The sequence below is a fragment of the Agaricicola taiwanensis genome (assembly GCF_014635245.1).
In the GTDB taxonomy this organism is placed as follows: Bacteria; Pseudomonadota; Alphaproteobacteria; order Rhizobiales; family Methylopilaceae; genus Agaricicola; species Agaricicola taiwanensis.
This window is the reverse complement of the sequence record NZ_BMCP01000001.1, coordinates 1,484,379-1,508,847: the sequence shown is the minus strand read 5'-3', so window position 1 is coordinate 1,508,847 and position 24,469 is coordinate 1,484,379. Positions and strand designations below refer to the sequence as shown.

25 protein-coding genes are annotated in these 24,469 nt (G+C 61.9%); 5 read left to right on the top strand and 20 right to left on the bottom strand.

The genetic code is table 11. The annotated features are described in order from the left end of the window. Positions 1 to 36 precede the first annotated feature (36 nt). Positions 37 to 171 carry a hypothetical protein gene (locus tag IEV58_RS18330; RefSeq protein ID WP_268235569.1) on the bottom strand — a complete coding sequence of 45 codons (135 nt, stop codon included), beginning with the start codon at positions 169 to 171 and terminating at the stop codon, positions 37 to 39. On the opposite strand from IEV58_RS18330, the gene IEV58_RS07300 reads away from it, so the two are divergent. After that, positions 122 to 1,360, top strand: coding sequence for an MFS transporter (locus tag IEV58_RS07300; RefSeq protein WP_229729264.1), 1,239 nt, complete (start codon positions 122 to 124; stop codon positions 1,358 to 1,360). The genes IEV58_RS18330 and IEV58_RS07300 overlap by 50 nt on opposite strands. Positions 1,361 to 1,411: 51 nt before the next feature. On the opposite strand, the gene IEV58_RS07295 is transcribed toward IEV58_RS07300, so the two are convergent. The 6 genes from IEV58_RS07295 to IEV58_RS07265 form a co-directional block, all read right to left on the bottom strand. Further along, on the bottom strand, positions 1,412 to 2,407 hold the full coding sequence (locus tag IEV58_RS07295) for an asparaginase (RefSeq protein WP_188408991.1): 996 nt from the start codon (positions 2,405 to 2,407) through the stop codon (positions 1,412 to 1,414). Positions 2,408 to 2,443: 36 nt separating this feature from the next. Next, positions 2,444 to 3,970 (bottom strand): tripartite tricarboxylate transporter permease, encoded by a 1,527-nt coding sequence (locus tag IEV58_RS07290; protein ID WP_188408990.1) that lies wholly within the window; start codon positions 3,968 to 3,970, stop codon positions 2,444 to 2,446. Positions 3,971 to 3,984: 14 nt separating this feature from the next. After that, positions 3,985 to 4,455, bottom strand: a complete 471-nt coding sequence (locus IEV58_RS07285; RefSeq protein WP_188408989.1) for a tripartite tricarboxylate transporter TctB family protein — start codon at positions 4,453 to 4,455, stop codon at positions 3,985 to 3,987. Further along, positions 4,452 to 5,444: a Bug family tripartite tricarboxylate transporter substrate binding protein gene (locus IEV58_RS07280; RefSeq protein ID WP_188408988.1), complete on the bottom strand. Its 993-nt coding sequence runs from the start codon at positions 5,442 to 5,444 to the stop codon at positions 4,452 to 4,454. Before IEV58_RS07280 ends, IEV58_RS07285 begins: the two co-directional genes overlap by 4 nt. 426 nt (positions 5,445 to 5,870) lie before the next feature. After that, positions 5,871 to 6,263, bottom strand: a complete 393-nt coding sequence (locus tag IEV58_RS07270) for a hypothetical protein (protein ID WP_188408986.1) — start codon at positions 6,261 to 6,263, stop codon at positions 5,871 to 5,873. A 125-nt stretch (positions 6,264 to 6,388) separates the two neighbouring features. Continuing rightward, positions 6,389 to 6,895: an AAC(3)-I family aminoglycoside N-acetyltransferase gene (locus IEV58_RS07265; protein ID WP_188408985.1), complete on the bottom strand. Its 507-nt coding sequence runs from the start codon at positions 6,893 to 6,895 to the stop codon at positions 6,389 to 6,391. 120 nt (positions 6,896 to 7,015) lie between these two features. On the opposite strand from IEV58_RS07265, the gene IEV58_RS07260 reads away from it, so the two are divergent. Next, positions 7,016 to 7,336 (top strand): LysR substrate-binding domain-containing protein, encoded by a 321-nt coding sequence (locus IEV58_RS07260; RefSeq protein WP_229729231.1) that lies wholly within the window; start codon positions 7,016 to 7,018, stop codon positions 7,334 to 7,336. 187 nt (positions 7,337 to 7,523) lie between these two features. On the opposite strand, the gene IEV58_RS07255 is transcribed toward IEV58_RS07260, so the two are convergent. Genes IEV58_RS07255 through IEV58_RS07240 form a run of 4 tightly spaced genes read right to left on the bottom strand, consistent with a single transcriptional unit; the run spans position 7,524 to position 11,973 of the window. Beyond that, the gene (locus tag IEV58_RS07255) at positions 7,524 to 8,585 is read right to left on the bottom strand and encodes a radical SAM/SPASM domain-containing protein (protein ID WP_229729230.1); all 1,062 of its coding nucleotides are present in this window, start codon (positions 8,583 to 8,585) and stop codon (positions 7,524 to 7,526) included. Then, positions 8,563 to 8,949, bottom strand: a complete 387-nt coding sequence (locus IEV58_RS07250; protein ID WP_229729229.1) for a hypothetical protein — start codon at positions 8,947 to 8,949, stop codon at positions 8,563 to 8,565. Before IEV58_RS07250 ends, IEV58_RS07255 begins: the two co-directional genes overlap by 23 nt. Before the next feature lies 1 nt (position 8,950). Then, the gene (locus tag IEV58_RS07245) at positions 8,951 to 9,316 is read right to left on the bottom strand and encodes a hypothetical protein (protein ID WP_188408982.1); all 366 of its coding nucleotides are present in this window, start codon (positions 9,314 to 9,316) and stop codon (positions 8,951 to 8,953) included. Continuing rightward, on the bottom strand, positions 9,313 to 11,973 hold the full coding sequence (locus IEV58_RS07240; protein WP_188408981.1) for an SMEK domain-containing protein: 2,661 nt from the start codon (positions 11,971 to 11,973) through the stop codon (positions 9,313 to 9,315). The genes IEV58_RS07245 and IEV58_RS07240 overlap by 4 nt, the downstream gene beginning before the upstream one ends. Before the next feature lie 354 nt (positions 11,974 to 12,327). Here IEV58_RS07240 and trhO point away from each other — a divergent pair, with 354 nt between their 5' ends. Together trhO and IEV58_RS07230 are read left to right on the top strand one after the other, a co-directional pair. Next, a complete protein-coding gene (gene trhO, locus IEV58_RS07235) occupies positions 12,328 to 13,224 on the top strand; it encodes an oxygen-dependent tRNA uridine(34) hydroxylase TrhO (RefSeq protein WP_188408980.1) in 897 nt (298 codons plus the stop codon). Positions 13,225 to 13,546: 322 nt separating this feature from the next. After that, positions 13,547 to 13,897, top strand: a complete 351-nt coding sequence (locus IEV58_RS07230) for a EutQ-related cupin domain-containing protein (RefSeq protein WP_188408979.1) — start codon at positions 13,547 to 13,549, stop codon at positions 13,895 to 13,897. Positions 13,898 to 13,966: 69 nt separating this feature from the next. On the opposite strand, the gene IEV58_RS07225 is transcribed toward IEV58_RS07230, so the two are convergent. From IEV58_RS07225 to guaB, 6 genes are read right to left on the bottom strand one after another with little or no spacing between them, the layout of a single operon-like run. Next, complete coding sequence (locus IEV58_RS07225) at positions 13,967 to 14,311, bottom strand: DUF2322 family protein (RefSeq protein ID WP_188408978.1); 345 nt, start codon at positions 14,309 to 14,311, stop codon at positions 13,967 to 13,969. Positions 14,312 to 14,316: 5 nt separating this feature from the next. After that, positions 14,317 to 15,879, bottom strand: a complete 1,563-nt coding sequence (guaA, locus tag IEV58_RS07220) for a glutamine-hydrolyzing GMP synthase (RefSeq protein WP_188408977.1) — start codon at positions 15,877 to 15,879, stop codon at positions 14,317 to 14,319. A 41-nt stretch (positions 15,880 to 15,920) separates the two neighbouring features. Then, positions 15,921 to 16,619, bottom strand: a complete 699-nt coding sequence (locus IEV58_RS07215; RefSeq protein ID WP_188408976.1) for a 5'-methylthioadenosine/S-adenosylhomocysteine nucleosidase — start codon at positions 16,617 to 16,619, stop codon at positions 15,921 to 15,923. Further along, positions 16,619 to 17,914: an RsmB/NOP family class I SAM-dependent RNA methyltransferase gene (locus tag IEV58_RS07210; protein WP_188408975.1), complete on the bottom strand. Its 1,296-nt coding sequence runs from the start codon at positions 17,912 to 17,914 to the stop codon at positions 16,619 to 16,621. Before IEV58_RS07210 ends, IEV58_RS07215 begins: the two co-directional genes overlap by 1 nt. Beyond that, entirely contained in the window at positions 17,914 to 18,336 is a 423-nt protein-coding gene (locus IEV58_RS07205; RefSeq protein WP_188408974.1) for an MAPEG family protein, read from the bottom strand. Before IEV58_RS07205 ends, IEV58_RS07210 begins: the two co-directional genes overlap by 1 nt. A 36-nt stretch (positions 18,337 to 18,372) precedes the next feature. Beyond that, positions 18,373 to 19,869 carry an IMP dehydrogenase gene (guaB, locus tag IEV58_RS07200; protein ID WP_188408973.1) on the bottom strand — a complete coding sequence of 499 codons (1,497 nt, stop codon included), beginning with the start codon at positions 19,867 to 19,869 and terminating at the stop codon, positions 18,373 to 18,375. A gap of 307 nt (positions 19,870 to 20,176) precedes the next feature. Between guaB and IEV58_RS07195 the strand changes: the two genes are divergently transcribed. Next, positions 20,177 to 20,944, top strand: coding sequence for a lytic transglycosylase domain-containing protein (locus IEV58_RS07195; protein ID WP_188408972.1), 768 nt, complete (start codon positions 20,177 to 20,179; stop codon positions 20,942 to 20,944). Between the two features lie 112 nt (positions 20,945 to 21,056). Here IEV58_RS07195 and IEV58_RS07190 read toward each other — a convergent pair whose 3' ends face one another. Genes IEV58_RS07190 through IEV58_RS07180 form a run of 3 tightly spaced genes read right to left on the bottom strand, consistent with a single transcriptional unit; the run spans position 21,057 to position 24,413 of the window. Further along, positions 21,057 to 22,562, bottom strand: coding sequence for a sensor domain-containing diguanylate cyclase (locus tag IEV58_RS07190; protein ID WP_188408971.1), 1,506 nt, complete (start codon positions 22,560 to 22,562; stop codon positions 21,057 to 21,059). Between the two features lie 34 nt (positions 22,563 to 22,596). Then, positions 22,597 to 23,301, bottom strand: coding sequence for an RlmE family RNA methyltransferase (locus tag IEV58_RS07185; RefSeq protein ID WP_188408970.1), 705 nt, complete (start codon positions 23,299 to 23,301; stop codon positions 22,597 to 22,599). Continuing rightward, positions 23,298 to 24,413 carry a Ppx/GppA phosphatase family protein gene (locus IEV58_RS07180; RefSeq protein ID WP_229729227.1) on the bottom strand — a complete coding sequence of 372 codons (1,116 nt, stop codon included), beginning with the start codon at positions 24,411 to 24,413 and terminating at the stop codon, positions 23,298 to 23,300. The genes IEV58_RS07185 and IEV58_RS07180 overlap by 4 nt, the downstream gene beginning before the upstream one ends. Positions 24,414 to 24,469: the final 56 nt, after the last annotated feature.

The window sequence follows — 24,469 nt, the reverse complement described above, 5'->3', positions numbered from 1 at the left end:
ATCGCTCGACCAGACGGCCGCGGAGAACCCCGCCGATCACAGGCGCCATGCCATGGCAACCCTGATGACAGGGCTTGCCGCGGTGACCCTGGACACGGCAATGGTGTCCTCATCCCTGCCGATGCTTGCACGGGATTTCGGGATAGCTGCCGACACCGTCGTCTTCGCCATGAGTGCCTATCAGGCCGCCATGGTCGCGGCCCTCATTCCCCTCGCGACCCTGGCGGACAAGGTCGGACATCGCCGGATTTACATGGCGGGGATGCTTGTGTTCGTTCTCGGCGGGCTGCTTTGCGCGCTCTCTTCTTCCTTCTCGATGCTCATCATGGCCCGGGGATTCCAGGGCCTGGGCGCGGCAGGCATCATGAGCGTCAGCATCGCGCTGGTCAGGCGGGTCTATCCTGTTGCGCGGATGGGGCGTGGCATGGGCATCAATGCCCTCACGGTGTCCGCCTGCCTCTCCATAGGCCCGAGCCTTGCCATGCTGATCGAGCAACATGCGTCGTGGCACTGGCTGTTCATCTTCAATCTTATGATTGGAGTTGCAGCTTTCACAGCGGCGATGCGAACCTTGCCTGCTTCGGCGAAAGCCGCGGTTCCGATCAAACTCCGTTCGCTGCTGCTGGTCTTCTGCGCGCTTTCGATGCTGGCCATCATCGTCAGCGGCGCGATCGGCAACATCCTGCTGAACCTGACGATGGCAGCAGTTGCTTTGGGCCTTCTCGCGGCGACCGCCCGGATGGATATCCTCGAGAGCGCTCCAATCCTCGCAACCGATCTTTTCCGATGCCGATCGTTTCGCCTGTCCTCCATGACAGCGGTAATGGCCTTTGCCGTTCACGGCGTCTCGCTGGTCGCCCTACCCTTTCTGCTGCAAGAGCGCCTGGCGGGACAGCCCGAGATCGCTGGGTTGATCCTGGGGCTCTGGCCGGCTTGCATGGCGATTGCAGCCCCGGTTGCCGGGTCCTTGTCGGATCGCATTCGCCCGGCCATCATCGGAAGCGGCGGGCTCTGCATCCTGGCGCTGGGATTGGCGGCGGTGGCCCTGTCCCCGCTGGATATCACCGCCCTGGACTTTGCGTGGAGGATCGCGCTTTGCGGCCTTGGCTTCGGCCTGTTTCAATCCCCCAACCTGCGCGCCCTGATGCACAGTGCGCCGCTTGCAAGGAGCGGCGCCGCGAGCGGCATCGTCGCAGGAAGCCGCCTTCTGGGGCAGTTGAGCGGCGCTGGGCTGTGTTCCTATTTCTTCGCCGTGCAGATGAGCGGCGTTGCAATGATTTTCTGGATCAGCGTGGGACTGACCATCGTAGGCTTAATGCTGAGCCTGGCCCGGCTTGCATCCACGCCCCGCACGCGTTGAGGTCGGACAAACATCCGGCGGCTGTGCCGGCCGCCGGATGTCTCCCTTCCCTCAATGTGTTTGGAAGAGGCGCTGGATTTCGTCGGGATCGTTTGTCTTCGTCAGCGCGAGCGACAGCAGCACCCTTGCCTTCTGCGGATTGAGGTTGTCCGCTCCGACCATGGCCTTGTCTTTCAGATAGGTCCTTCGCGCGACGCGTCCGCTTCCGGCGCGGTTTGACTGCACGACGACCACGCCGCTCTTTGCAGCCTGTTCAAAGGCGATGCGCTCGACGGGCGAGGTCAGGCCGGGAGCCATGCCTGCGGAAACCAGTCCCTTAGCTCCCGCTGCGACGAAGGCATCCACCGCAACTCCGTCACAGCCGGCATAGGAATAGACGATGTCGACGCGGGGGAGTGAGGTGATGTCCTTGATGTCAAAGGCCGATGCGTGGGTGTGCGCGCGCAGAGGCTGGCGGTACCAATAGACGCCGTCTCCATCCACATGGCCGAGGAGGCCGAAGTCCCGGCTCTGGAAGGTCTGCAGCCTATATGTCGAGGTCTTGGTGGCATCGCGGGCGCTGTGGATCTCGTCGTTGAGCACCACGAGAACGCCTTTTCCGCGGGCGTCCTCGCTGCAGGCGGTGCGAACGGCCGAGACCACATTCATGCCCACGTCCGTGCTCAACGCACTGGCGGGGCGCTGGGCACCCACGACGACGACAGGCGTGTCGACCTTCAGCACGAGGTGGAGGAAGTAGGCGGTTTCCTCCAGCGTCGCGGTGCCATGGAGAATGACGAAACCATCCATCTCGGCCGCGTTCGTCTTGATGAGGTTGGCGAGCTCGATCCAGTCCTGCGGCCCGATCTTGGTGCTGCCGACAGCGCGGAACGGAAGCGGTGTCAGGTCCGCGAACTGCGCGGCCTCCGGCACCCGCTCGATGGCCTCGTCAGGCTCCATCTTCCGGCTGACTTCGGGATAGTCCAAGACCTCAAGCGAATGGGTGCCGAGCGATGATATGGTCCCGCCGGTGCCGATGATCGCGATCCGAGGTTTGGTGGTACTCATGTGTCGTCCCTTTCAGAGATGCAGCAGCGTCTAATACTAATCGGCGTTGTCGAAGGCCGGCGTCCTGATCTTGATGCCGAAAACCCGTTCCAGCAGCGCGCGTTGCAGCCCAATGGTCACGATCAGCAGGACCGCGATCCATATGCCGACGGCGATGGGGCTGGTGTAGAACACCGAGATATCGCCGAGGCTCATGAACAGGGCTTCCCGCATATGTTTTTCCATGAGCGGCCCGAGCACGAAGCCGACGACCATGGGAGCGAGCTGAAAATCGAACTTGCGCAGGATGTAGCCGACGCCACTGAGGATCAGGAGCAGGTAGACGTCGAGCATGCTGTTGCGCACGCTGTATGAACCGATCACCACCAGCACCAGGATCATGGGCAGAAAGATGTGATAGGGGATCCGCAGCAGGCTGACCCAGATGCTGATCAACGGGATGTTGAGGACGAGCAGCATCACGTTGCCGATCAGCATGGACGCGATCACGCCCCAGAAGATGTCCGGATGATTGGTCAGGAGAAGCGGGCCTGGCTCGATGCCGTGCACCATCAGGGCCGCCAACATCAGCGCGGTGGTCGCGCCGAAGGGAATGCCAAGCGCCAGCAAAGGCGCCATGCCGGAGGTGGCCGCCGCATTGTTCGCGGTCTCCGGCCCCGCAACGCCTTCAATGGCGCCCTCGCCGATTTCGTGGCGGTATTTGGATACCGATTTCTCAAGCTTGTAGCTGGCGAAGCTTGAGAGCGTCGCCGACGGCCCGGGCAGCATCCCGAAGACGAAACCGATGATCGTGCCGCGCCCATAGGGCGCCCAGGACCGGCGCATTTCCTCGCGGGTGGGAAGCATCTCGCGAAGACTGACGGGCTGCGGCTTCATCTGCCGGCGCAGCTTTTCCACCATGTCCATGATCTCGGCCACGCCGTAGAGGCCGACTACCAGCGCGACGAGTTCGATCCCCTGCCTCATGTTGTTGAAGCCGAAGGTGAAGCGGTTTTGCGCCGTGACCGGCTCCTCGCCGATGGTGCTGATGACGAGGCCCAGCGCCATGGGCAGGATGCCGGCGGCAAAAGAGCCGCCAGAAATGCGTGACAGGATGAGAAGCCCGCCCGCCGTCAGCGCGAAGAATTCCGCCGGCCCGAACAGGATGCCGAAGTCGGCCATGATCGGCGAGAACAGCATCACGCCGACGACGGAGACCGTGCCACCGATGAAGGAGCCGAGCGCGACGATGGAGAGGACACCCCCTGCCCGCCCCTTCTTCGTCAGCTTGTAACCGTCGATGCATGTCATCACCGAGGTGGATTCGCCCGGCATATTGATCAGGATCGCGGTCGTGGAGCTGCCGTACTGCGAGCCGTAGTAGATGCCGGCCATCATGATCAGGCCAGCCGTCGGATCGAGTGAGAAGGTGATCGGCAGGAGCAGGGCGACGCCGGCGACAGGTCCGAGGCCGGGCAGCACGCCGATGGCGGTCCCGAGAAAGGCCCCGATCAGCGCCGCCAGCAAATTCTGAAGAGTGAAAACAACGCTGAGCCCGAAGCCCAGACCTTCAACCGCGGTCATCTCAACAGCCTCTGTTAGAGAAAGATTCCTCTAGGCATCGGCAAGCCCAGCAAATGTACGAAAATATAATAGACCGGCACCATCATGATGACTGATCTGATGACGATCCCGACAAGCGACAGCTTCGACAGCATCTTCATGAGGACGATGCAGAACAATATGCTGGCGATGAGCTGGCCCAGCCATGAGAGGGCTATGAGATAGCCGATGAGGGCCGCGATCAGCGCCAGGAGACGCCAGAGATCATCGCCGATGGGCAGTTCCGCCGTCTCCGTCGGCTCCATCCGCCAGCCTTCCCAGACCGCGGAGATGCTGCCGATCAACAGCAGGCTCCCGGCGATCAGAGGAAAGATGGCGGCGCCGGGGCTGTTCAGGTGGCCCATGGGAAGCTGAAGCGAGAGGCTGAGATAACCGGCGGCGAGGAAAATGCCCACGCCGCCGATCACCAGATAGCTCCTGCGCTTCTGAATTGAAGCGACAGTCATTTTCCAGCCTTGGCCTCTTTCTCGTCCATCCACTTCAGGAGGCCGGTCATTTCAACCGACAGGTCCTTGAGCTCGGCCCTGGCGTCATCCGGGCCCTTCGGATCGAGCACGAAGCCGCTCTTTGCCGCGAATTCCTTCATCTCCGGCGTCTCGATCGCCTCCTTGGAGGCCGCCGCCAGCTTGTCGAGGACATCCTTGGGAAGATCCTTGGGCGCGATGATCGTGTAGCTTGCGGGGATATAGGCCGCGAAGCCCGCATCATCCGGAACCGAGATGGCATCGGGCACAGGCGGATAGTCGCCCTTGGCGAAGACCGCGAGAACCTTCAGCTTGCCGGCATTGACCTGCGCGATGGTGTTCCCGCCATAGCCGATCGCGGCCTCGATCCGGCCGCCCATGACGGCCAGAAGCGCCTCACCGCCGCCGCCCGTGAAGGGCACGGTGGCGATATCGACATCGGCGGCGCGGTTCAGCTGCTGCACGACGAGATCGGAAATGGACCGTACGCCCGACACGCCGGCGCGCAGCTTGCCCGGGTTCTTGCGGGCATCCTCCAGGAACTCCTCGAAGGTGTTCCACTTCGCATCGGCCTTCACCACAAGCATGCCGGGCACGTCTGCGAGCTTGGTGATGACCGTGTAATCGTCGGTGCTGTTGTATTCGAGGTTCTTGTTGACCATGGGCTGGTAGATCAGCGCCGCGCTGTCGCCGAGGCCGATGGTGTAGCCATCGGGAGCGGCGGTCACGACGAGGTTCGTGCCGATGGTCGCCGATCCGCCCGCCCGGTTCTCGACGTTGATATTGCCCTTGAGCGTCTTCTCCAGCTGGGCGGCAAAGGCGCGCGACAGCGGATCAGACGAGCCACCCGGATTGAAAGGAACGATGAAGGTGATATCGCGCGAGGGATAATCCTGCGCCTGGACCGGAGCGGCAACCGCCAGCGTTAGAGCCGCGGCTATTCCGGCCATGAAATATTTCTTGATGGTCATGTTTCTTCTCTCCAATTCAATTGCCCGCATTGAACAGCAATACGGCAATCGCCCCTTATTGAAGTGTTTGCTAAGCTTAGCGTATTCACGCTCACGCCCGCACGGCACCCCTCCGGCTCCGCTTTTTTATTTTAAGGAGCCAAAATTTTCCTGCATTGATCCGGAGCCTAAGCGCCCGCCGATTGCATTGTCAACAGTATATCGTATATCGGAAGGACTTATCCCTTCCCTGGCTTTTCAACGCGCACCACACCACCATAAACTGCTCAATAATGAAGAAAAAAGCGCTTCAATCGGTGTGTAAAAGAACCTGTGCCAATCAGCCATTCCGACGGATTTTGTCGGCAGGATCGACCATCATGAAGGGTATCATGATCTCTGCCGCGGCGCGCAACAAGCCCCTTGCAGCAAGGCGATTTCAGCCCGCTAGTTCGAGGAGGCGAGGCATGGGTCCAGCATGATCCGGCGCTCGCCCGCCCTGATGTAGCCGCCTGCGAACATCACCCGGTTTCCGACCTCACGGCCTTCCTTGCTGTAGGTGACGCACATCACCTGGACGCCAGGCTCATCGCACATGATGAGATAGGCCAGAACGCCGTCCCAGTGGACGGCGACCAGCGCGCCCTCGATGGCAAAGCTCACGCGGTCGTCGGTCGCAGGTGCATGATCGATCCAGTGCCTCGCCGTCTCGCAGGTTGCCGGCACCTCCGGATGCGCTTCCCCCATGGTGAAGGGGCTGTCCGGCCGCTTCCATTCCTCCGCAAGCGCCGGGGAAAGCGGCAGAGCGGCCACGGCCGCCAGCACAACGGCGGATATCATTCGGGTTCCTCCGCCCGTGGCATTCCCCCGACACCTGGCCGCCATCACGATACCCTCGCGTTTCACCGGCACCATCGAAGCCGAACATTGCGCCCAAGCTGAGGAAGGTGCCCGAGATTGGCCTTTCAGCCCTGCCGGCGCGGCGGATGCCCGCTCCCGGAGCCCTCTCCAACGGCAATGTCGTAGTGATAGACCTCTTCCCGTGTCCCCAGGCCCTCGTAGAGCGCCACCGCGGGTGCATCCGGCGGGTCGGCCTGGACGAAGATGACATAGGCTCCGCGCTCCGAGGCGATGCGCTGCAAAGCCTCGATCAACCCCGTGGCCACACCCCTGCGCCTGTGGTTCTCGGCAACCGCGAGGTCATAGATGTAGATCTCGCTGCGCTCCCGCTCGAATTTCATGAGCTCATAAGCGGCGAGGCCGCCCACGACATCGTCGCCCGATATGGCGGTGAGCGCGATGAACTGCGATCCAGCCAGCAGCCGAGCGAGATAGCCATCGGACGGAACAGCATCCTGATAGGTGGGAAGGTCGTCGAAAGCCTCGCCGAACAGCCGCAGCAGAGCCTTGAACAGCGTCAGGTCGTCTTCCGACAGCTGGTGAAATGTATATCCAGGAGCTGTGTCGGTCACGATGATCCCTCTCGTCGCGATGCCATTCTGTGACGATGTCGGCGGTGCTGTCACCTCGCTATCGGTGAGCCGAAGCGGAGAGCCTCGTCGGCCGCATCTTCCCGCGCGACCGTGGTGGTGGTGGCAAGCCCCACTCTTCCCCGCCTATCGCCAGGCGAGACGGTGCGCTCGCTGGCCGATGCCCGCCCCTGGACCGGGACGACATCAGAGGGCCGCAAAACCTTGGCCATCGAGCCCGTGCTCGCCCTCTCCTCCCTCATCATGGTGCGCGACGCCGCCCGCACCGGCCTCGGCGCCGCCCGCCTCCCCATCTCACTGGTCAGCCACGACCTTGCGGCGGGCACGCTGGCCCACTGGGGCGACATCGACGCGCCGGAGATCACCCTGTGGACGCTCTACCCCTCGCGGCGGCTGCTGAGCGCGGGTCTCGGCGTTTCTTGAGTATCTGCGGGAGGTGTTTCCGACCAGGACGGCGGAGGAGTTGGCTGGGTTTGTTGGGAGGTGAGTCTAATCGAACAGGGGCAATCTATGGGCCGATTGCAGACTGGCCGCTTGTGACAACATAGCGGTAGAAAGTGGACAACCGGATGACCATATCGTTAGCCTTGGATCGTACCGCCGACGTGGCCTATCTGTTCCCGCAAACGACCAGATCATCAAAGAGGGGACACCCGTTCATGCAGGTTGTCCTATGAGAACAGCCGCCGCAACGGTCCGATGCAAAATAGCGCCTGAACGAGCGGACATTTTCAGATCGGTGCCAGATGTCGAGAAGCGACCTATCGTCGCTCAACATGTCCCCCTCCACAAGGCCACTTTGAAAAGAGCAAGGGTACACTTTCATGTCTTCCGCGACATAAAGCGAAAAGCGGCCAGCATCGCATGCATCGACGAGCGCGGTGCTGGCGTTGGTTCGGGCAAAGACACCACTCACACAACAAGCATCGAAGCCGACCTTCAATTTGACGTCGGTGGAGGTAGCCAATTCGAAGAACTCATCGAGCCTATCGCTGTGCCGGAGCAGCTTTTCCTCGAAGACCTTCCGCCCGGAAGGCTTGTAGTTGAGGAATATCAGCGCGTTGATGCCCGTAAGAAATTCCGGAGGTTCGCGGAGCCAGTCGATCGCAGTATTGACGCTCTCGCTGTCGATGATGAAATGCACATTGGTCTTGATGCTGTTGCCAGTCAGAAGGCGAATCGTCTCTGCCGTTTCGCGATAAGGAGGGTAAGCAGACACTGCCACTGCGCCGCAATTCCTCAGCGTCGCCGCCAGTATGTCGTCCGTCAGTCCGCGCCCGTTCGTCGTGTAATTCGGCACGATGCCCTTTGACCAGGTATAGTCAAGAATCTCTATGAAATCGGGATGCTGGTTCGGGTTGCCGCCGCCGAGCGCCACTTGAAAGGTGCCCATGCCGGCAGCCTCGTCGATCACTCGCTTATAGTCAGCGAGCGCCATGTGCGACCCGTGGCGGGTCGAGGATTTGTAACAGAAAACGCAGCCTTTGTCGCACCAGTTGGTGATGGAGATATCCATCAGCTCCGGACCATGCGGAGACCAGAATGGCTCGCGTTTGCCGGGCTCAGGAACGCGCGCGAAAAAGCCGGTACGCGCATTGAAGAAGGTCGAATATCCTAGATCTTTATAGCGATTGACTCGAAGATCAGCTTCACCAGTAATTTTCATAGGCATTGATAAAGAACCTTTCGGATTCGATTTCAAAAATTTCAGTGCAAAGGGTCATCTCGGCCAGATTATTCTCGCTGCTGAACCTACCGATTGTGACAGTCTGACCCTGCTCCAAGGCCTTCTTCATACGTCCGACGACTTCGCTTGTGAGTCGCTCCCGATTATCGAGACTATCGATGTCTTCCACACTCGTTAGGCTTTCGCCCTGCTCGATCCGCTCCATCAGCTCATGGAACATGCCCTCGAACAGCGAGGCAACAGGGCTGTCCGCACCGACTCCGGCCGCGGCCAAAAAGTCCTGCTTCGATAGCATATCCCGCGCGATATAGACGAAAGAGGTCGACGAGCTGTTCGAGACAAAGTCCATCTTAACTTTCATGGCCACCCTCTAACTTCTTTATGCAGTCAACAACTCTATTCATGACATTTTCATCATAGTCTTCATCCAGCACACCGCCGGGTGACTTGATCTTCAGAATATGTGTTTTTCCAATCTCTGCTGGATCAAGGTAAATTTCGTGCGCCAACTCAAGATAATTCGCGAACGTCGGATACTCCACGCAATAATATCTCTCGTATTCTACGCGCAAATCCTCCGACCAAGAAAAAAACTGATTGTAAACCGCCGTGAAGAGCTGGGCAGCGAAGCTCGCCGGTTTAATGTGAAGAATGTCGAGGAATTCTTTCACCGAGGGAATGCGGCTCGTTGGCAGGATGAGGTCCCTGTCGCTCATTGCCCAACATCCTCCACGGACTCGATATCCGCCAGCAGAACCCGCATCGTCTCAGTCCGCGCCGGGCGGACCATTTCAACGGCGTCACGGCAATTCGTTGCGTCCATCGCCTTGCGGAACATTGTCGAAACGCGTTCCCGCTCCGACCAGTTCGCTAGGGATGATACGTGCAGGAAGAAGGCCAGCCACTCGGGATCGTATCGCGCCAGTTTCTCCTCGGCTTCTGCAACATCATGTATGAGCCCGTGGAGACGTTGCTGCCACTCATTTCTCTCGTAATCGTAGCGGCGAGCGAACATCGCGCCGACAAACTTTGCGTGGTCCGCCGTTTCCAGCCCATTGAGATGATCGCGAAGAATTGAGATATTCAACGCTTCAGTAGTATCTTGACGATGCACTAGGAACCCGGCGGCGCGGCGCAACCGCTCGGGCGCAGAACTGTCAGCCAATAGCGCTTTCACCCGCTCAACATCGTCGCGGGTCTGCACGCTTGGCGGCAAAAGGTGCACGTTCAGGCTGAAATGCTCGACGAAATCCGAACTACTCTCGCAGGCTGCGATAGCCGCAGCATAGTTCGACTTGCGAGCAAGCAGGTACACATAGCGGTAGACCCCTTCGTAGATCGGTCGTCCCGGCAGCGTGACCAATGCCGCTTTCAAGGCCCTCGTATCGCCAGTGGCATCACCGAGGACCAGCTTATAGGCGATTACGAAATCTCGGAGTTCATCATAAGTGAACGATATTGCGAGGTCTCCAAGGGTGGAGAGGCCCTCTGCCCCAATTTCTTGACGCAGTATGACGTCGTCTTCGACGAAGCGTCGAACAACCTTCTGTTCCTCGGCGGTGAAACTACGGACTGAGAGCTTCGCAAAGTCGTCTGTATCGAGCATCTCAGTAACGATGCGGTACAAGGTAGGCAGCGCCTTCACCTGCAGGTGCTGCGGGAATGATTTGATCTTCTTGAGCAGATATTGCTCGAACAAGTCGCCTTTGTAGATGTCGGCCACATAGCCAACATTACTTCCCTCATACCGCTCGCAGAATATGCGAAGAAGCAGTAGATCACTCTTAAGGAAGTTCTTCGCGAGCTTGGAAAACTGTCCCTTGATACTAAAATATGAAAAATACGACGTCAGGAGCCTATTTTTACTCCGCTCAGTCATCTTCAATCGCAGATCGTTGATGCGATGGATATGAGCCGCAAACGGCTCGTCGAGTATCGACGCATATTTCTCGTCGAAGAATTCGCTTCGGCACGTGATAATGACCTTGACCCAGTCATACTGGCAGGCGGCGTTGCAAAAAGCCTTCAGCTCGTCGCTAAATGCGTTCAAGTCTGCAACCTCGTTGATGCCGTCGATGACGATCAGGAACGGCTTGTTGGTTGCGAGGGCGACATTATTGAACAAATCCAGATACTCGTGGATCTTCGTGACATCCGGGGAGTATCGGTTGTTGGAAATGTACTCGAACAGGCGCTTACCCGGGGTGTAGCTGTTCAATTCGCGGGCGGGAATGAACAGGCAAGGAATCGCAAATGACCGGAACTGATTCTCGACTAAGTCGCAGACAAAGTTGGTTTTCCCCTGTCCCGCCATGCTGGTCACCAAGAAGATTTTCTTCCGGATCAGACCGATCAGACCAAGTGCGTCCTGCAAACGCGAGGTCAGGCCACTAGCCACACTCTCTGCCGGGAAGCGGACGATCTCCCATTCGGGCGTATTCCCATTGACTGGTTGGTACGGCTCCTCGCCTTCATCACGCCGCCATGACAACGGGCGTACCTTCGCAAGTTCGCGAGCGACTGCTTCGCCCACACGGTCCAGCCAGTCTTTCAGTTCCGCAAAGGTCGATGGCGTTTCGGTTAGCAGCGCCTGGTCGAGGTCGAGAACAAACTCGGGCTCTCGTGCAATTCTCATCCGCGAATTGAGATGGCTGTAATCGAGTCTGAGCAAATTATCCTGGATCTTGCGGTAGAAAAACAACGGATTGGCGAACAGGCGGACCTCCTCCTTGGTAGAGTGGGTCTCGACAAAGATCGAGGGGATGTATTTCCGAGACCTCTTTTCCAACTCGATTTTGTTCGTCGAAAATTTCAGGAATTTGTCCAGTTGTTCTCGAAAGCGCACGTTCCGGTCACGCTCGGCCCACCCCGACGCCAGATAGGCATCGATGCGTTCGAGATCGCTCGTGTCCAAGCGCCGAGTTTGGGAAAGGAGATCGGTGACGTCGATGATGTGCTCGGTTGGATTAAAGGGGATCGTCAGGTCTGCAATCGAGCAGGCCAGCGCGCCTGCCTTGTAGGCGGACTGCTTCTCGGTCAGGGCGAGGATGTAGACGCAGTTAAACAGCTTATCCAGATCGTGCTCGTGAAACTTCTTCAGTGTTTTCTCGACCTTGCCGCTTGAAGCGTCGGTGGTGACTTGGAAGGAGATCCGGGTAGTGCGACATCCAAGATCCACTGCCGGAAAATTCATTAGAATCTCATTTTGATTCCGCAAATCCGGGCAGGTGAACGCGACCTTCAAAACCGGGATGAGAAAGTCCTCAGCGACGGAATTGATGTCGAAGCGTCCAATCGCGTTGAGCGCCCGTATCTCGTGCGTCAACCGCCCGAAATGTTTGGCGATATTGTTGAGATGGTCGTCTCTATTCATCGTTGCCCAGTCGTGCCGTGGATATCGCAGGCTCTGCAAGCCTCGTAGCACATCTGTCCGCCTGTCACACAAATTCGTACCGCTCAAAGGCTGCGCGGACCCCGCTGTATATGGACAGATAAACTATACATGGTCTGGCGCGCTGCCCGATCACCAGCATTGGTCGGTGGCGTCGACGTATCTAGCGACTGGCAGCTTCAGGCTTCCGCGGTGGCAGGATCTCCGTCAAGAATGGGGCGCTAAAGCTGCCATGCCATATGCGCTTTCACACGCAACAGCTCTGGCAGTTTTTCTCTCCCCATTCTACTGAAGACGGAACGCATAGGTGTCGCTTCTCAACACTGAATATTGATCATGCTTGAAGTCGTTGCTCTTTATCGCTTTGTGCCACTCGACGGGCTTGAAACCTTGCGCGCCGAGTTGCTGCGCCTGTGCCGCGCCCATGGCCTGCGCGGCACGATCCTGCTTGCGCGCGAGGGCATCAATGGCACGGTGGCCGGGTCCTCCTCCGGGGTTGCGGCGCTGCTCTCGGCGCTCGAGGGAATCTGCGGGATCGCGCAGGGCGAGGTCAAGCATTCGCAGGCGGAGGAATGGCCGTTCAACCGGATGAAGGTGCGCATCCGCGAGGAGATCATCACGCTGCGGGCGCCGGAGGCTGACCCGTCCCGCCAGGCGGGGACCTATGTGGCGCCGGCGGAGTGGAACGACCTCATCGCGGCGGAGGACGTGCTCGTGCTCGACACGCGCAACCGCTACGAGACGAAGGTCGGCACCTTCGAGGGGGCGGTCGATCCCGGCATCGACAGCTTCACCGACTTCAAGGACTTCGTGGAGACGCGCCTGGACCCCGCCGTGCACCGCAAGGTGGCCATGTTCTGCACCGGCGGCATCCGCTGCGAGAAGGCCTCCAGCTACATGCTGTCGAAGGGGTTCGAAAGCGTCTTCCACCTCAAGGGCGGGATCCTGAAGTATCTGGAAGAGGTCTCGCCGCAGGACTCGCGCTGGAACGGCGAGTGCTATGTCTTCGACAAGCGCGTGGCGGTGGGGCATGGCCTCAGCCCCGGCACATGGATCGCCTGCCATGGCTGCGGCGCGCCGCTGAATGAGGCGGAGGCGCGGTCGGAGGCCTATGAGGCGGGCGTGTCCTGCCCTTACTGCATCGACGGGCTGACGGAGGAGCGGGCGCGGGATTTGCGGCAGCGGCATGCCGCTTTCGGGGCGGGGACGGCTGTTCCTGACGTGGAGGGGTGAGCGCTTTGCCTTCGCGTTGTTGCAAGGCGCGCGCCTCGGGATCGCCGTGTTGGCCGCGCCTCTCCGCAAAGGAAGGAACTCGTGGATGACAAGACCAAGTCTTGTCATGACGCGAGTGGAGGCGGTGGTGCCTCGTTCCCGGTCTTACTCCACCACAAGCACCGCTAAGGCGTGGATACCCGCCACAAGGGCGGGCATGACGCATGCGGGGGACCTGGGGCTTAAACCCATCCCATGGCCGCCTCGTGTTGAACCGGGCGCCTGCCTCGGGCGTTGATCGTTTTCCGCCCATCAAATGCGCCATGCAGGACGAGGAGTGCCCGTGAAGGTTCAGAAAATCACCATGACCGACGCTTCGTTCGAGCGCTCACCCGGACAGGATGGCGAGGTGTTCGCGGGAAACGTGATCGACCAGCGCCACGGTGGCCCGATCACCATCGGCTACGGCCGGTATGGACCAAACCAGAGCATCGACGAGACGCTGGCCGTTGACGACGTCATGGTGGTGCTGGAGGGCCGGCTTTCGATTTCGACAGAGGCCGGCACGGTCAGCGCCGGTCCGGGCGAGATCGTCTACATGCCCAAGGGCGAGCGCGTCACCATCCGCTCGCATGAGGAAGGGGCGGTCACCGCTTACGTCACCTATCCGCACTGGCAGGAAGCGCTCGCCTGAGCCGCCTCGTTTCACTCGATCGTGCAGTCACGCCATTTTCCGCGCAAGGCAGTTCCGGGTTAGCCGAGATCAGCGGCTGGCGGCGACGATCCCGATGGTGAGCGGCGCGCCGCCGGCGGCGATTTCCAGAAGCCGGTCGACGTTGGGATGCGCGCCCGGGCGGCTCTTTGCGTCCGCCGTGTGCTCGGCGAAGACGGCAAGCCCGTGCTCGGCGGCTTCGGCATTCAGCGTGCCGAAGGCGAGCTTCAGGTATTGGTAGACCGCCAGCGAGCCCTGCTTGCCCGGCTGGTTCTCGATGCTGGCGACGACAGCGCTCGCCTGGTCCATGAGGTCGATGCGCTCCACGTCATCGATCGGCGGCAGCTGGCGGAGATTGTCCTTGAAGGTCGCGCCCGGATGAATTTTTGCCTGCATGGCGTTCACTCCCACTCGATGGTGCCGGGCGGCTTTGACGTCACGTCATAGACCACGCGGTTGATGCCGCGCACCTCGTTGATGATCCGTGTCGCGGTGCGGCCGAGGAAGTTCATGTCGTAGGGGTAGAAGTCGGCCGTCATGCCGTCCACCGAGGTGACGGCGCGCAGCGCCAGAACGTGGTCGTAGGTGCGGCCGTCGCCCATGACGCCGACGCTGCGCACCGGCAGCAGCACGGCGAAGGCCTGCCAGATGACGTCGTAGAGGCCGGCCTTGCGGATCTCGTCGAGATAGATGGCATCGGCCTGGCGCAGGATGTCGAGCTTTTCGCGGGTGATGCCGCCGGGGCAGCGGATGGCGAGGCCCGGGCCGGGGAACGGGTGGCGGCCGACGAAGGCCTCGGGAAGCCCGAGCTCGCGGCCGAGCGCCCTCACCTCGTCCTTGAAGAGCTCGCGCAGCGGCTCCACCAGCTTCATGTTCATGCGCTCGGGCAGGCCGCCGACGTTGTGGTGGCTCTTGATGGTGACGGAGGGGCCACCGGTGAAGGAGACGCTCTCGATGACATCAGGATAGAGCGTGCCCTGGGCGAGGAACGCCGCGCCGCCGATCTTCTTGGCCTCGGCCTCGAAGACGTCGATGAAGAGCTTGCCGATGGTCTTGCGCTTGACCTCCGGATCGTCCACGCCCTCAAGCGCGCCGAGGAAGGTATCGGAGGCATCCACATGGACGAGCGGGATGTTGTAGTGGCCGCGGAACAGGGAGACGACCTCGTCGGCCTCGCCCTGGCGCATCAACCCGTGGTCGACGAAGACGCAGGTGAGCTGCTCGCCGATGGCCTCATGGATGAGGACGGCAGCCACGGCGCTGTCGACGCCGCCGGAAAGGCCGCAGATGACGCGGCCCTTGCCCACCTGGGCGCGGATGCGCTCGATGGCCTCCTCGCGGTAGGCGGCCATGGTCCAGTCGCCCTCGCAGCCCACGATCTCACGCACGAAGTTGCGAAGCAAGCGCGCGCCATCGGGCGTGTGCACCACTTCCGGGTGGAACTGCACGGCATAGAAGCGACGGGCCTCATCGGCGATGGCGGCGAAGGGCGCGCCCTCGGACACGGCGATGGCCTTGAAGCCCTGCGGCAGCGCGGTGACGCGGTCGCCGTGGCTCATCCAGACCTGATAGCGCTTACCCTCGTCCCAGACGCCGTCGAAGAGCTTGGAGGGCGAGACCACCTCGATCTCGGCGCGGCCGAACTCGCGGTGGTGACCCGCTTCCACGCCGCCGCCCAGCTGCTCCACCATGGTCTGCTCGCCGTAGCAGATGCCGAGCACCGGCACGTCGGCATCGAACACCGCCTGCGGCGCGCGGGGGGTGCCCATCTCCGTCACCGAGGCGGGGCCGCCGGAGAGGATGACGCCCTTAGCGCCGAATTTGGGGAAGATCTCATCGGCCTTGTTGAAGGGCACGACCTCGCAATAGACGCCCTGCTCGCGCACGCGGCGGGCGATGAGCTGCGTCACCTGCGAGCCGAAATCGATGATGAGAATGCGATCGTGGGATTGGGGCGCGGTCATGGGGTCTCGGGGGCTTTCGGGCGTTGGCGTGTTCTGCGGGCTCAGGCGGGGCGGGTCAAGCCATCCGTTCGGGCAGGTCCTTGATGCGGGTTGATAACAGCGGATGCGCCATGGCGCTCGGCATGGATGGTGAGGAGATCGAGTGCCTCGGCGAGCCTCTCATCCACGACGTGGAGGTACTCGCGCCAGTCATGGGCGCCGGTCAATTCGCTGCGGCCGTCGCTGACGCCGCGCAACCCGATCAGCGGCAGGCTGTAGCGCTGCGCGGCGCGCAGGACCGCATAGGTTTCCATATCCACCATGTCGGCCTCGATGAGGTCGTAGGCCGCGCCCGAAATCACCGCGCCGCCGGTGGAGAGGCTGGCGGCGGGAATGCCCGGCACATGGGCCGGCAGCGGCACCACGGCGGGCAGGTCGAGGAAGGGCACCCTGCCCTTTTCGACGCCGAGGGCGCTTGCGTCCATATCACGGTAGGAGACCTGGGCGATCTGATACACGGCGGCATGCTCCAGATTGCGCGATCCGGCCGAGCCGAGGGAGATGATGGCATCGGGCAGAGCATCCTGCTGATGCAGGCTGGCGAGCGCCGCCGTGGTGGCGACAGCCGCTTCCACCGGGCCGATGCCCGTGATCAGCGGCGTGATGCGGCGGGCGAGATGGTCACCATACTCCAGCTCGGTCGCCATGACGCAGAGCGCCGTGAGAGGGCCGAAACGCGTGATGTGCCGCCGATATTCCATCAGGCCTTTCGCTTCATGACCGAGATGAAGAAACCGTCAGTGCCGCTGCGGCGGGGGCTGAGGAGGATGGCGTCGCCGGCGGTATTGGCGAATTGGGCGACCGTGGGCAGGCCCGCCGCGATGGCGGCCTGGGCGGGGCTTACCGGCTCGAACTCCGGCTGTGCGGCGCGGAAGGCTTCGAGCCGGTCCTCGTTCTCCTCTGCCAGCGCGGAACAGGTGATGTAAACGAGCCGTCCGCCTGATTTCACCAGCCGGGCGGCACCGGCCAGTACGGCGTCCTGCTCGCTCTGGCGCTGTTCCAGCGCGCTTTCCCGCATGCGCCATTTGGCATCGGGGTTGCGGCGCCAGGTGCCCGTGCCCGTGCAGGGCGCGTCGACCAGCACCAGATCGGCCTTGGCCTCCATGTCGGCCATGACATCGGCGTCGCCCCTGGGGGCGCGCATCTGGAGATTACGGACACCGGCGCGCGTCGCCCGGTCATGCAGCGGCGCGAGGCGGCGGATGTCGCTGTCGTGGGCATAGATCTGGCCCTTGTTGGCCATGCTGGCGGCGAGCGCGAGAGTTTTTCCGCCGGCTCCGGCGCAATAGTCGACTACCTGCTCGCCCGGCGCGGCGGTGGCCAGCATGGCGGCGATCTGCGAGCCCTCATCCTGCACCTCGACGAGGCCCTTCAGGAAGGCAGGCTCCGACTGGACGGGCGGGCCGCGCCCGTCGGACAGCAGCGGAACGCGCAGGCCGAGCGGCGACAGCGGCGTTTCCGCCGCCTTCAAATGTTCGAGTCCTCTCAGGGCCTTGTCGCGGTTTCCTTTGAGGGCGTTTGCACGCAGGTCCAGCGGCGCCCGTTCCGATTGAGCGGCGCCCTCGGCGGCGCGGTCGTCTCCGAACACGCGGGCGAAATGGCGGTCGAGCCACTCAGGGTAATCACCCAGCACCCAGGCCGGCGCGCCGTCGAGCGTTGCCGACAGGAGGCGCTTTGCCTCGCCTTCCGTCGGCGCGTCGGGCGCATGGGGGCTGGCGGCGAAGGAGGCCGTCATGGCATCGGGCGCCATGCCCCTGACAAAGCCGAGCGCGCCGAGCACGAGGGCGCGCGGCGTATCGGCGCCCATGCGCCAGGCGATCGAGGCACGCTGGCGCAGCGCGTCATAGACGATGCTGGCGATGGCGGCGCGGTCGCGCGAGCCGGCGAAGCGGTGCGACAGGCCCCAGTCCTTGATGGCATTGGCCGCCGGGCGCGGGCGTGCCTCCATCTCGGCGAGGATCTCGATGGCGGCGAGGGCGTGGGCGGCGGGCTGCATCAGAAGGCCAGAAGAATGCGCAAGGCATAGATGATCCACATCACCATCAGCAGCACGGCACCGACGACAAAGACCTTCATGCGCAGCGGAACCCGATTCGAGGTGCAGTGGACCCAGGCATGCACCAGCCGTGTGATCACGAAGATCCAGGCTAGGATGACGAAGAGGATGTCGTCCTTCTGGCTGACGATCGCGAGGACCGTCAGCACATAGAAGAGAACGGGCAGCTCGAACTGGTTGTGGTAGGCGTTGCTCGCCTGCTGGGCGCGGGCGGGCCAGACCCGCTCGCCGAGGGCCATGTCGCGGATCTGGAGTTCGCCGGCCCGGATTGCGCCGACGCGCATGCGCCCCATCCAAATCATAAGTGCGAAGGTCAACCCGACCTGGACAAAGAGAGGCAGCAAAGCAGCCTGTATGGTCATTTTGATGCGTCTCGCTTCGTCTGGTGCGGCTGATGATCAGCCGCGGCTGGGGTAGTTCGGGCTTTCGCGGGTGATGGTCACGTCATGGACATGGCTTTCACGCAAGGATGCCCCGGAGATGCGGACGAATTCCGCCTTCTCCTGGAATTCCGGCAGCGTGGCCGCGCCGACATAGCCCATGGCGGCACGAAGGCCGCCGGCGAGCTGATGCAGCACCGAGGACAGCGGTCCCTTGTACGGCACCTGGCCCTCGATGCCCTCGGGCACCAGCTTCAATGCGTCCTTGATGTCCTGCTGGAAGTAGCGGTCGGCCGAGCCGCGCGCCATGGCGCCCACGGAACCCATGCCGCGGTAGGCCTTGTAGGAGCGGCCCTGGTAGAGGAAAACCTCGCCGGGGCTCTCGTCAACGCCGGCCAAAAGCGAGCCGACCATGACGCAATCCGCCCCTGCGGCCAAGGCCTTGGCCAGATCTCCTGAGTATTTGATTCCGCCATCGGCGATGACGGGAATGTCCTGCTTCTTGGCGGCTTCCACCGCGTTCATGATGGCGGTCAGCTGGGGCACGCCGACGCCCGCGACGATGCGGGTGGTGCAGATGGAGCCCGGGCCGATGCCGACCTTCACCGCATCCGCGCCGGCATCGATCAGCGCCTGCGCACCAGCGGCGGTGGCGATGTTGCCGGCCACCACCTGAACGGAGTTGGACAGCTTCTTCACGCGGGATACGGCCTCGAGCACCTTGATCGAGTGGCCATGTGCCGTATCGACCACTAGCACATCGACGCCGGCGTCGATCAGCACCTCGGACCGGACAAAGCCCGCTTCGCCCACGGTGGTCGCCGCCGCCACCCGAAGGCGGCCCCGCTCATCCTTGTTGGCATTGGGATTGGCGACCGCCTTTTCGATGTCCTTGACCGTGATGAGGCCGACGCAGCGATAGTCGCCGTCCACCACCAGAAGCTTCTCGATGCGGTGTTGATGCAGAAGCTTCTTGGCCTCCTCCTGGCTGACGCCCTCGCCCACCGTGATGAGGCGCTCCTTGGTCATCAGTTCGGAGACGCGCTGCTGCGGATTGTTGGCAAAGCGCACGTCGCGGTTGGTCAGGATGCCCACCAGCTTGCCGGAGCGGCCGTTGGAGCCCCCCTCCACCACCGGAATGCCGGAGATGCCGTGGCGCTGCATCAGCTCGAAGGCATCGGCGAGGGTCGCATCCGGGCCGATGGTGACAGGGTTTACCACCATGCCGCTTTCAAACTTCTTCACCTGCCGGACGTGATCGGCCTGCGCCTCGGGCTCCATATTGCGATGAAGCACCCCGATGCCGCCCGCCTGCGCCATGGCGATGGCAAGCCGCCCTTCGGTGACGGTGTCCATGGCCGAGGAGATGATGGGCAGGTTGAGCGAGATGCTGCGGGTCAGCCGCGAGCGGATGTCGACGTCGCCAGGCATGACCTCGCTCGGCCCCGGCTGCAGCAAGACATCGTCGAAAGTGAAAGCTTCGCGGGCGAGCGCCGCGTCGGTCAGCCGTGCCATGCCAACATCCTATGTCATTCCGGCGGCAAACCATCATGCCGCATCGGGGAGTTGGCGGCGGTCATTAACATGCGGAGTGGTCGCGGGAAAGCGCAATTCGACGATATTTCGACAGCTCCAGCGGCGATAAATATCGATTACATTTGCAACTGTATTCAGACAGAAAATGCGCAGTCACGGAACCTTGCCAGGACTAAATATTTATTTAATACTGCTCATAAGCGTTCAGCGTCATAAAATCCTTAAGCAGATGGGTTTGGTTACGCGTTGACGAAGTCTGTGTGCAGCGCATGGAGAGGAAATTGCTATGGAAGCACCTCCGGTAGAAACGGTTAACCCGGCAAGCAACGGCTGGCTTGAGGTTTACAACGATCGCCTCGAGCGGATGAACAGCGCCGAGGACGAAGCCCTGCGCGCGCATTTCGAGGCCGAGGTCAATCTGATCAAACTGACCCTCGCACAGATGGGGATCACACCGGAGGGGACGCCGCCCGGTTCCAACGGCGCCGAGATTACGGAAGGCGAGGAAGATCCGCTCGATCCTCCATACGAGCCGCCGGGCCGTAAACCGCCCAATGACGAAACCTACGGCGGCGGGGGAGAGTTCAGCGGCACCTTCCCGCCTGTCCTTGAGCCCTACCGCGACATCATCATGGAAGCGGCCGCCCAGACCGGTGTGCCTCCGGAGCTCCTGGCTGCGCAGATCCTGCAGGAATCAGGCGGCGACCCCAATGCCGTTTCCATCAACCCGCAGATGGGAACGACCGACCGCGGGTTGATGCAGGTCAGCGAGGCGGTGTTCGAGGGGCTCAAGCAGACCTATCCGGAAATCTTCGGCAACCGCAGCCATGACGAGATCAGCACCGATCCTGAACTCGCCATCATGGCCGGCGCCTACCACATGAAGGACCTGTACGAGCAGTTTGGCGACTGGGACGTGGCGCTACGCGGCTATGTCTCCGGCACCAACGGGATCAACGTCAATGATGCCCACGATAGTTCCTACAGCCCCGGCACCGACCCCAATTATGTGACCCTGGTCAATCAGAAGCTGGCTGCGATAGAAGGCGCCTGACCGCCCGGAAGCCACATCGTGCAAAGAGGTGAACGCGCACCTCCAAAGCGACTAAGATCGGGCGCCCTGCTTCTGCGCGGCGCCCTCCTCTTGCTCGCGAAGTCAGCAAATATCAGGCTGCGCCGATCTCGCGCAGGTTGTCGGTGTAAAAGACGACGCAGTTGCGGCCCTGCCGCTTGGCGGCATAAAGCGCCGTATCGGCGCGCGCGAGCGCGTCGGACAGGGTGTCTTCCGATACGTCGATCCCTGATATGCCGATGCTGACGCTGAGAGGCATGTTGCCCGCGCCTTCGATTTGCAGTGCGCTGACAGAAGATCGAAGTCGCTCAGCGACAGCCACGGCGGCGAGTTCATCGGTTTCGGGGAGCAGGATGGCAAACTCCTCGGCTCCGAAGCGGGCCACGGAATCCTGCTGCCGCAGGCACTCGCGGCACAGCCTGGCGAAGGCGCTCAACACCCAGTCGCCCGTCATATGGCCATAGGTGTCGTTGATCTTCTTGAAGTGGTCGATATCGACCATCAGCAGACTGACCGTCCGCCCATAGCGTCGCGACCGCTCCATCTCCACCTCGGCCACATGAGTGAAGTGACCGCGATTGGAGAGACCCGTCAGTGAGTCCGTCGTTGCCAGTTGCTCCAGGCGGCGTTCGAGAGCCTTGCGGCTGCTGATGTCGACGGCACTTGCGATCACCGCGCCATGTCCGGCGTAATTCACCGGTGCGGCGGACAGCAGGACATCCCTTGTCGATCCATCGGCAAGCCGGACGGCCGTTTCGAAGCCGGAGACCCTCCCCTGTTCGGCGAGTTCATTGAGGAATTTCGTTCGGGCGTCGGGCTCCACATAAAGGTCGCGCACATAAGTCAGGTCGCCCCCTTCCTTGCCGAAGTAGGTTTTGGCGGCGTCGTTGAACTTCAGGAGTTTTCCGTCCTTCCGGGAGGTAACCAACAGGGGCACCGGCACCGCCATGAACATCTTCTCGAACATGGCGCGGCTCTCCGCAAGTTCGTCCTTGAGGCGGCGTTCTGCCTGGGTCGCCGCCCATTCCATGCGCCGAAGCCGGTTCGAGCGCGACACCACGAGGATCAGAGCCACGTTGAGCATCAGCATGGCCAGGATGAGCCCCGGCGCGGTGGGACTATCGGGCTCCGGCAGCAGAAAGCCGGCCAGCATCATGAGGCTGCAGCCGATGCCCGAAATCAGTGTCCAGCGGAAAGAGGTCGGTACGGCGAGGTAGAAGATCGCCGGCAGCACCACCACGACGAAGAGCGCGATCTCGCTGTGCGATGAAACAAGCAAGCCCACTGATGCGCCGCTGATCACCTGCCAGAGAACCATGACGCGCTGGGCCTGCCGGAACGACGCGGTTCGCGCGACCAGGGCAAGACAAAGAAGCGATATGGCGACCACGGCCGACCGCGCCGGGCCCGCGATCCAGAAATGAGGGTCCCCGTAGAAGCGCCAGTCACTCAGAAAGAAGAGAGTGTTGAGAACGGCGGATGCCAGGAACAGTAGCCTGGCATGCCGAAGCGTTTCGGGAAAGCGCTCCTCTTGGAAGGCTTTCTCGGTCGCAGGGCATGTAAACTCGCCGCCAAGGGAAGAGAGACGGAAGGGCTGCATGCGCAAGTCATATAAAACTTAAGTGAGCGGCGCGTTAATGCTGATCCACTTGTTCCTGTCCCTTGAAACCAAGCGCAAGAACATAGAGTTCGGAAGAATCAGCCCGGCTTGCTGACGGCTTTACGTGCTTTACCGTGCGATAGTGCTGCTTCAACAGGGTGAGGAGCTCGTTCTGAGTGCCTCCCTGCAGCACCTTTGCCAGAAAGACGCCTCCAGGCGCGGTGATTTCGATGGCAAAAGCCAAGGCGGCTTCGACCAGACCCATGGTTCTGAGATGATCGGTCTGCCTGTGCCCTGTCGTATTGGCGGCCATGTCAGACAGCACAATATCCGCCTTGCCGCCCAATGCCGATTTCAACTTCTCGGGCGCGTCTTCATCCAAGAAGTCGAGGTGGAAGAGCTCAACCCCCGGGATAGGTTCCATCTCCAACCGGTCAATCCCGACAACGCGGCCTTTACCCTCTACCGATTGACATCGCGCAGCGGCGATCTGGCTCCAGCCGCCGGGGGCGGCCCCCAGATCGACCACCCTCTGACCCGATTTCAGGATGCGGTGCTTCTCGTCGATCTCCAGAAGTTTGTATGCCGCGCGGGACCGATAGCCCTCGCGCTTGGCGCGGCTGACATAGGGATCGTTGAGTTGCCTCTCCAGCCACTTCTGCGAGGAGGTGGTGCGCTTCTTCGCGGTCTTGAGCCGCACGCCCAGCGGCCTGGACTCGCCGATCTTGTCCTTGGTCACGCCGCATCCGTCCCGCGGATGAGCCGCCAGGCACCGTCGGCCCTCATCAGCTCCAAGAGAATACCTTCACGAAGGCCCCTGTCAGCCACGCGCAGCCTTGCGCAGGGAAAGGCGCGCCGGATGGCCTCGAGAATCGCACAGCCCGCGAGCACCAGATCTGCCCGTTCCTTGCCGATGCAGGGGCTGGCAATTCGCTCCTCATAGCTCATCCGCTGCAGATCAGAGACCACATCGGTGATGGCGGGATCATCGAGCCAGATGCCATCCACCTTGCCGCGCTCATAGCGCTCAAGGCCGAGATGAATGCCGGCAATGGTTGTAACGGTACCGGAGGTGCCAAGAAGATGCAGCCGCGAAGCGGCCTCTGCCAAGGTCAGGCGCTCGGGGAAGGAGGCGATCAGAAGCGTCACCTCCTCCACCATGGCCTTGAACACATCGGGAGTGACCTGGATCCCGCCGTAGCGTTCGGCCAGCGTGACTACCCCTGCAGGAAGCGACACCCAGGACCTGATCCGCGGCGATCCCATTGGCGCATGGCGGCGCACACGGTCGACCCAGACGAGTTCGGTGGAGCCACCGCCGATGTCGAACAGCACCACGCCATCGGCCTGCGGATCCACGAGCGGAAAACACCCGCAGGCTGCGAGCCGCGCCTCGGTGGCCCGGTCGACGATATCCAGTTCGAGGCCGGTCTCTTCCTTCACCCGAGCGACGAAATCCGGACCATCCTCGGCCAGCCGGCAGGCTTCCGTCGCGATGTAGCGTCCACGAATGACGCCGCGCGCAGCGATCTTGTCGGCACAGATGCGCAGAGCCTCGATGGCACGATCGGCCGCGGCTTCACCAAGCCGGCCGTTCGAGCAAACGCCCTCGCCCAGCCGGACAATCCGTGAGAAAGCATCAACAACGCGAAAACCACCGGCCGCGGGGCGCGCGATCAGCAATCGACAATTATTGGTACCGAGATCCAGCGCCGCATAGACCCTGGAAGAAAACCCGCGACGGGGAATGGCGATCGCGCCTGCGTCAGCATTGCCCGGCTCGACATGACGGCCGAAGGCGCCACGCTGCGGCAAAGCGGGACCAGGCGCCGATCCGCGTGTCGGGCGCAAGCAATCGTCCACCGTTACAACCTCTTGTGCGATGTCCGCTCCACGTGGAAGCGCAC

Bases quoted from the DNA above. Each gene is read 5' to 3' on its own strand.
- IEV58_RS07300 (WP_229729264.1), top strand. From the start codon at position 122: ATGCTTGCACGGGATTTCGGGATAGCTGCCGACACCGTCGTCTTCGCC.
- IEV58_RS18330 (WP_268235569.1), bottom strand. From the start codon at position 171: ATGGCGAAGACGACGGTGTCGGCAGCTATCCCGAAATCCCGTGCAAGC.
- IEV58_RS07295 (WP_188408991.1), bottom strand. From the start codon at position 2,407: ATGAGTACCACCAAACCTCGGATCGCGATCATCGGCACCGGCGGGACC.
- IEV58_RS07290 (WP_188408990.1), bottom strand. From the start codon at position 3,970: ATGACCGCGGTTGAAGGTCTGGGCTTCGGGCTCAGCGTTGTTTTCACT.
- IEV58_RS07285 (WP_188408989.1), bottom strand. From the start codon at position 4,455: ATGACTGTCGCTTCAATTCAGAAGCGCAGGAGCTATCTGGTGATCGGC.
- IEV58_RS07280 (WP_188408988.1), bottom strand. From the start codon at position 5,444: ATGACCATCAAGAAATATTTCATGGCCGGAATAGCCGCGGCTCTAACG.
- IEV58_RS07270 (WP_188408986.1), bottom strand. From the start codon at position 6,263: ATGATATCCGCCGTTGTGCTGGCGGCCGTGGCCGCTCTGCCGCTTTCC.
- IEV58_RS07255 (WP_229729230.1), bottom strand. From the start codon at position 8,585: ATGCCTATGAAAATTACTGGTGAAGCTGATCTTCGAGTCAATCGCTAT.
- IEV58_RS07250 (WP_229729229.1), bottom strand. From the start codon at position 8,949: ATGGACTTTGTCTCGAACAGCTCGTCGACCTCTTTCGTCTATATCGCG.
- IEV58_RS07245 (WP_188408982.1), bottom strand. From the start codon at position 9,316: ATGAGCGACAGGGACCTCATCCTGCCAACGAGCCGCATTCCCTCGGTG.
- IEV58_RS07240 (WP_188408981.1), bottom strand. From the start codon at position 11,973: ATGAATAGAGACGACCATCTCAACAATATCGCCAAACATTTCGGGCGG.
- trhO (WP_188408980.1), top strand. From the start codon at position 12,328: ATGCTTGAAGTCGTTGCTCTTTATCGCTTTGTGCCACTCGACGGGCTT.
- IEV58_RS07225 (WP_188408978.1), bottom strand. From the start codon at position 14,311: ATGCAGGCAAAAATTCATCCGGGCGCGACCTTCAAGGACAATCTCCGC.
- guaA (WP_188408977.1), bottom strand. From the start codon at position 15,879: ATGACCGCGCCCCAATCCCACGATCGCATTCTCATCATCGATTTCGGC.
- IEV58_RS07215 (WP_188408976.1), bottom strand. From the start codon at position 16,619: ATGGAATATCGGCGGCACATCACGCGTTTCGGCCCTCTCACGGCGCTC.
- IEV58_RS07210 (WP_188408975.1), bottom strand. From the start codon at position 17,914: ATGCAGCCCGCCGCCCACGCCCTCGCCGCCATCGAGATCCTCGCCGAG.
- IEV58_RS07205 (WP_188408974.1), bottom strand. From the start codon at position 18,336: ATGACCATACAGGCTGCTTTGCTGCCTCTCTTTGTCCAGGTCGGGTTG.
- guaB (WP_188408973.1), bottom strand. From the start codon at position 19,869: ATGGCACGGCTGACCGACGCGGCGCTCGCCCGCGAAGCTTTCACTTTC.
- IEV58_RS07195 (WP_188408972.1), top strand. From the start codon at position 20,177: ATGGAAGCACCTCCGGTAGAAACGGTTAACCCGGCAAGCAACGGCTGG.
- IEV58_RS07190 (WP_188408971.1), bottom strand. From the start codon at position 22,562: ATGCAGCCCTTCCGTCTCTCTTCCCTTGGCGGCGAGTTTACATGCCCT.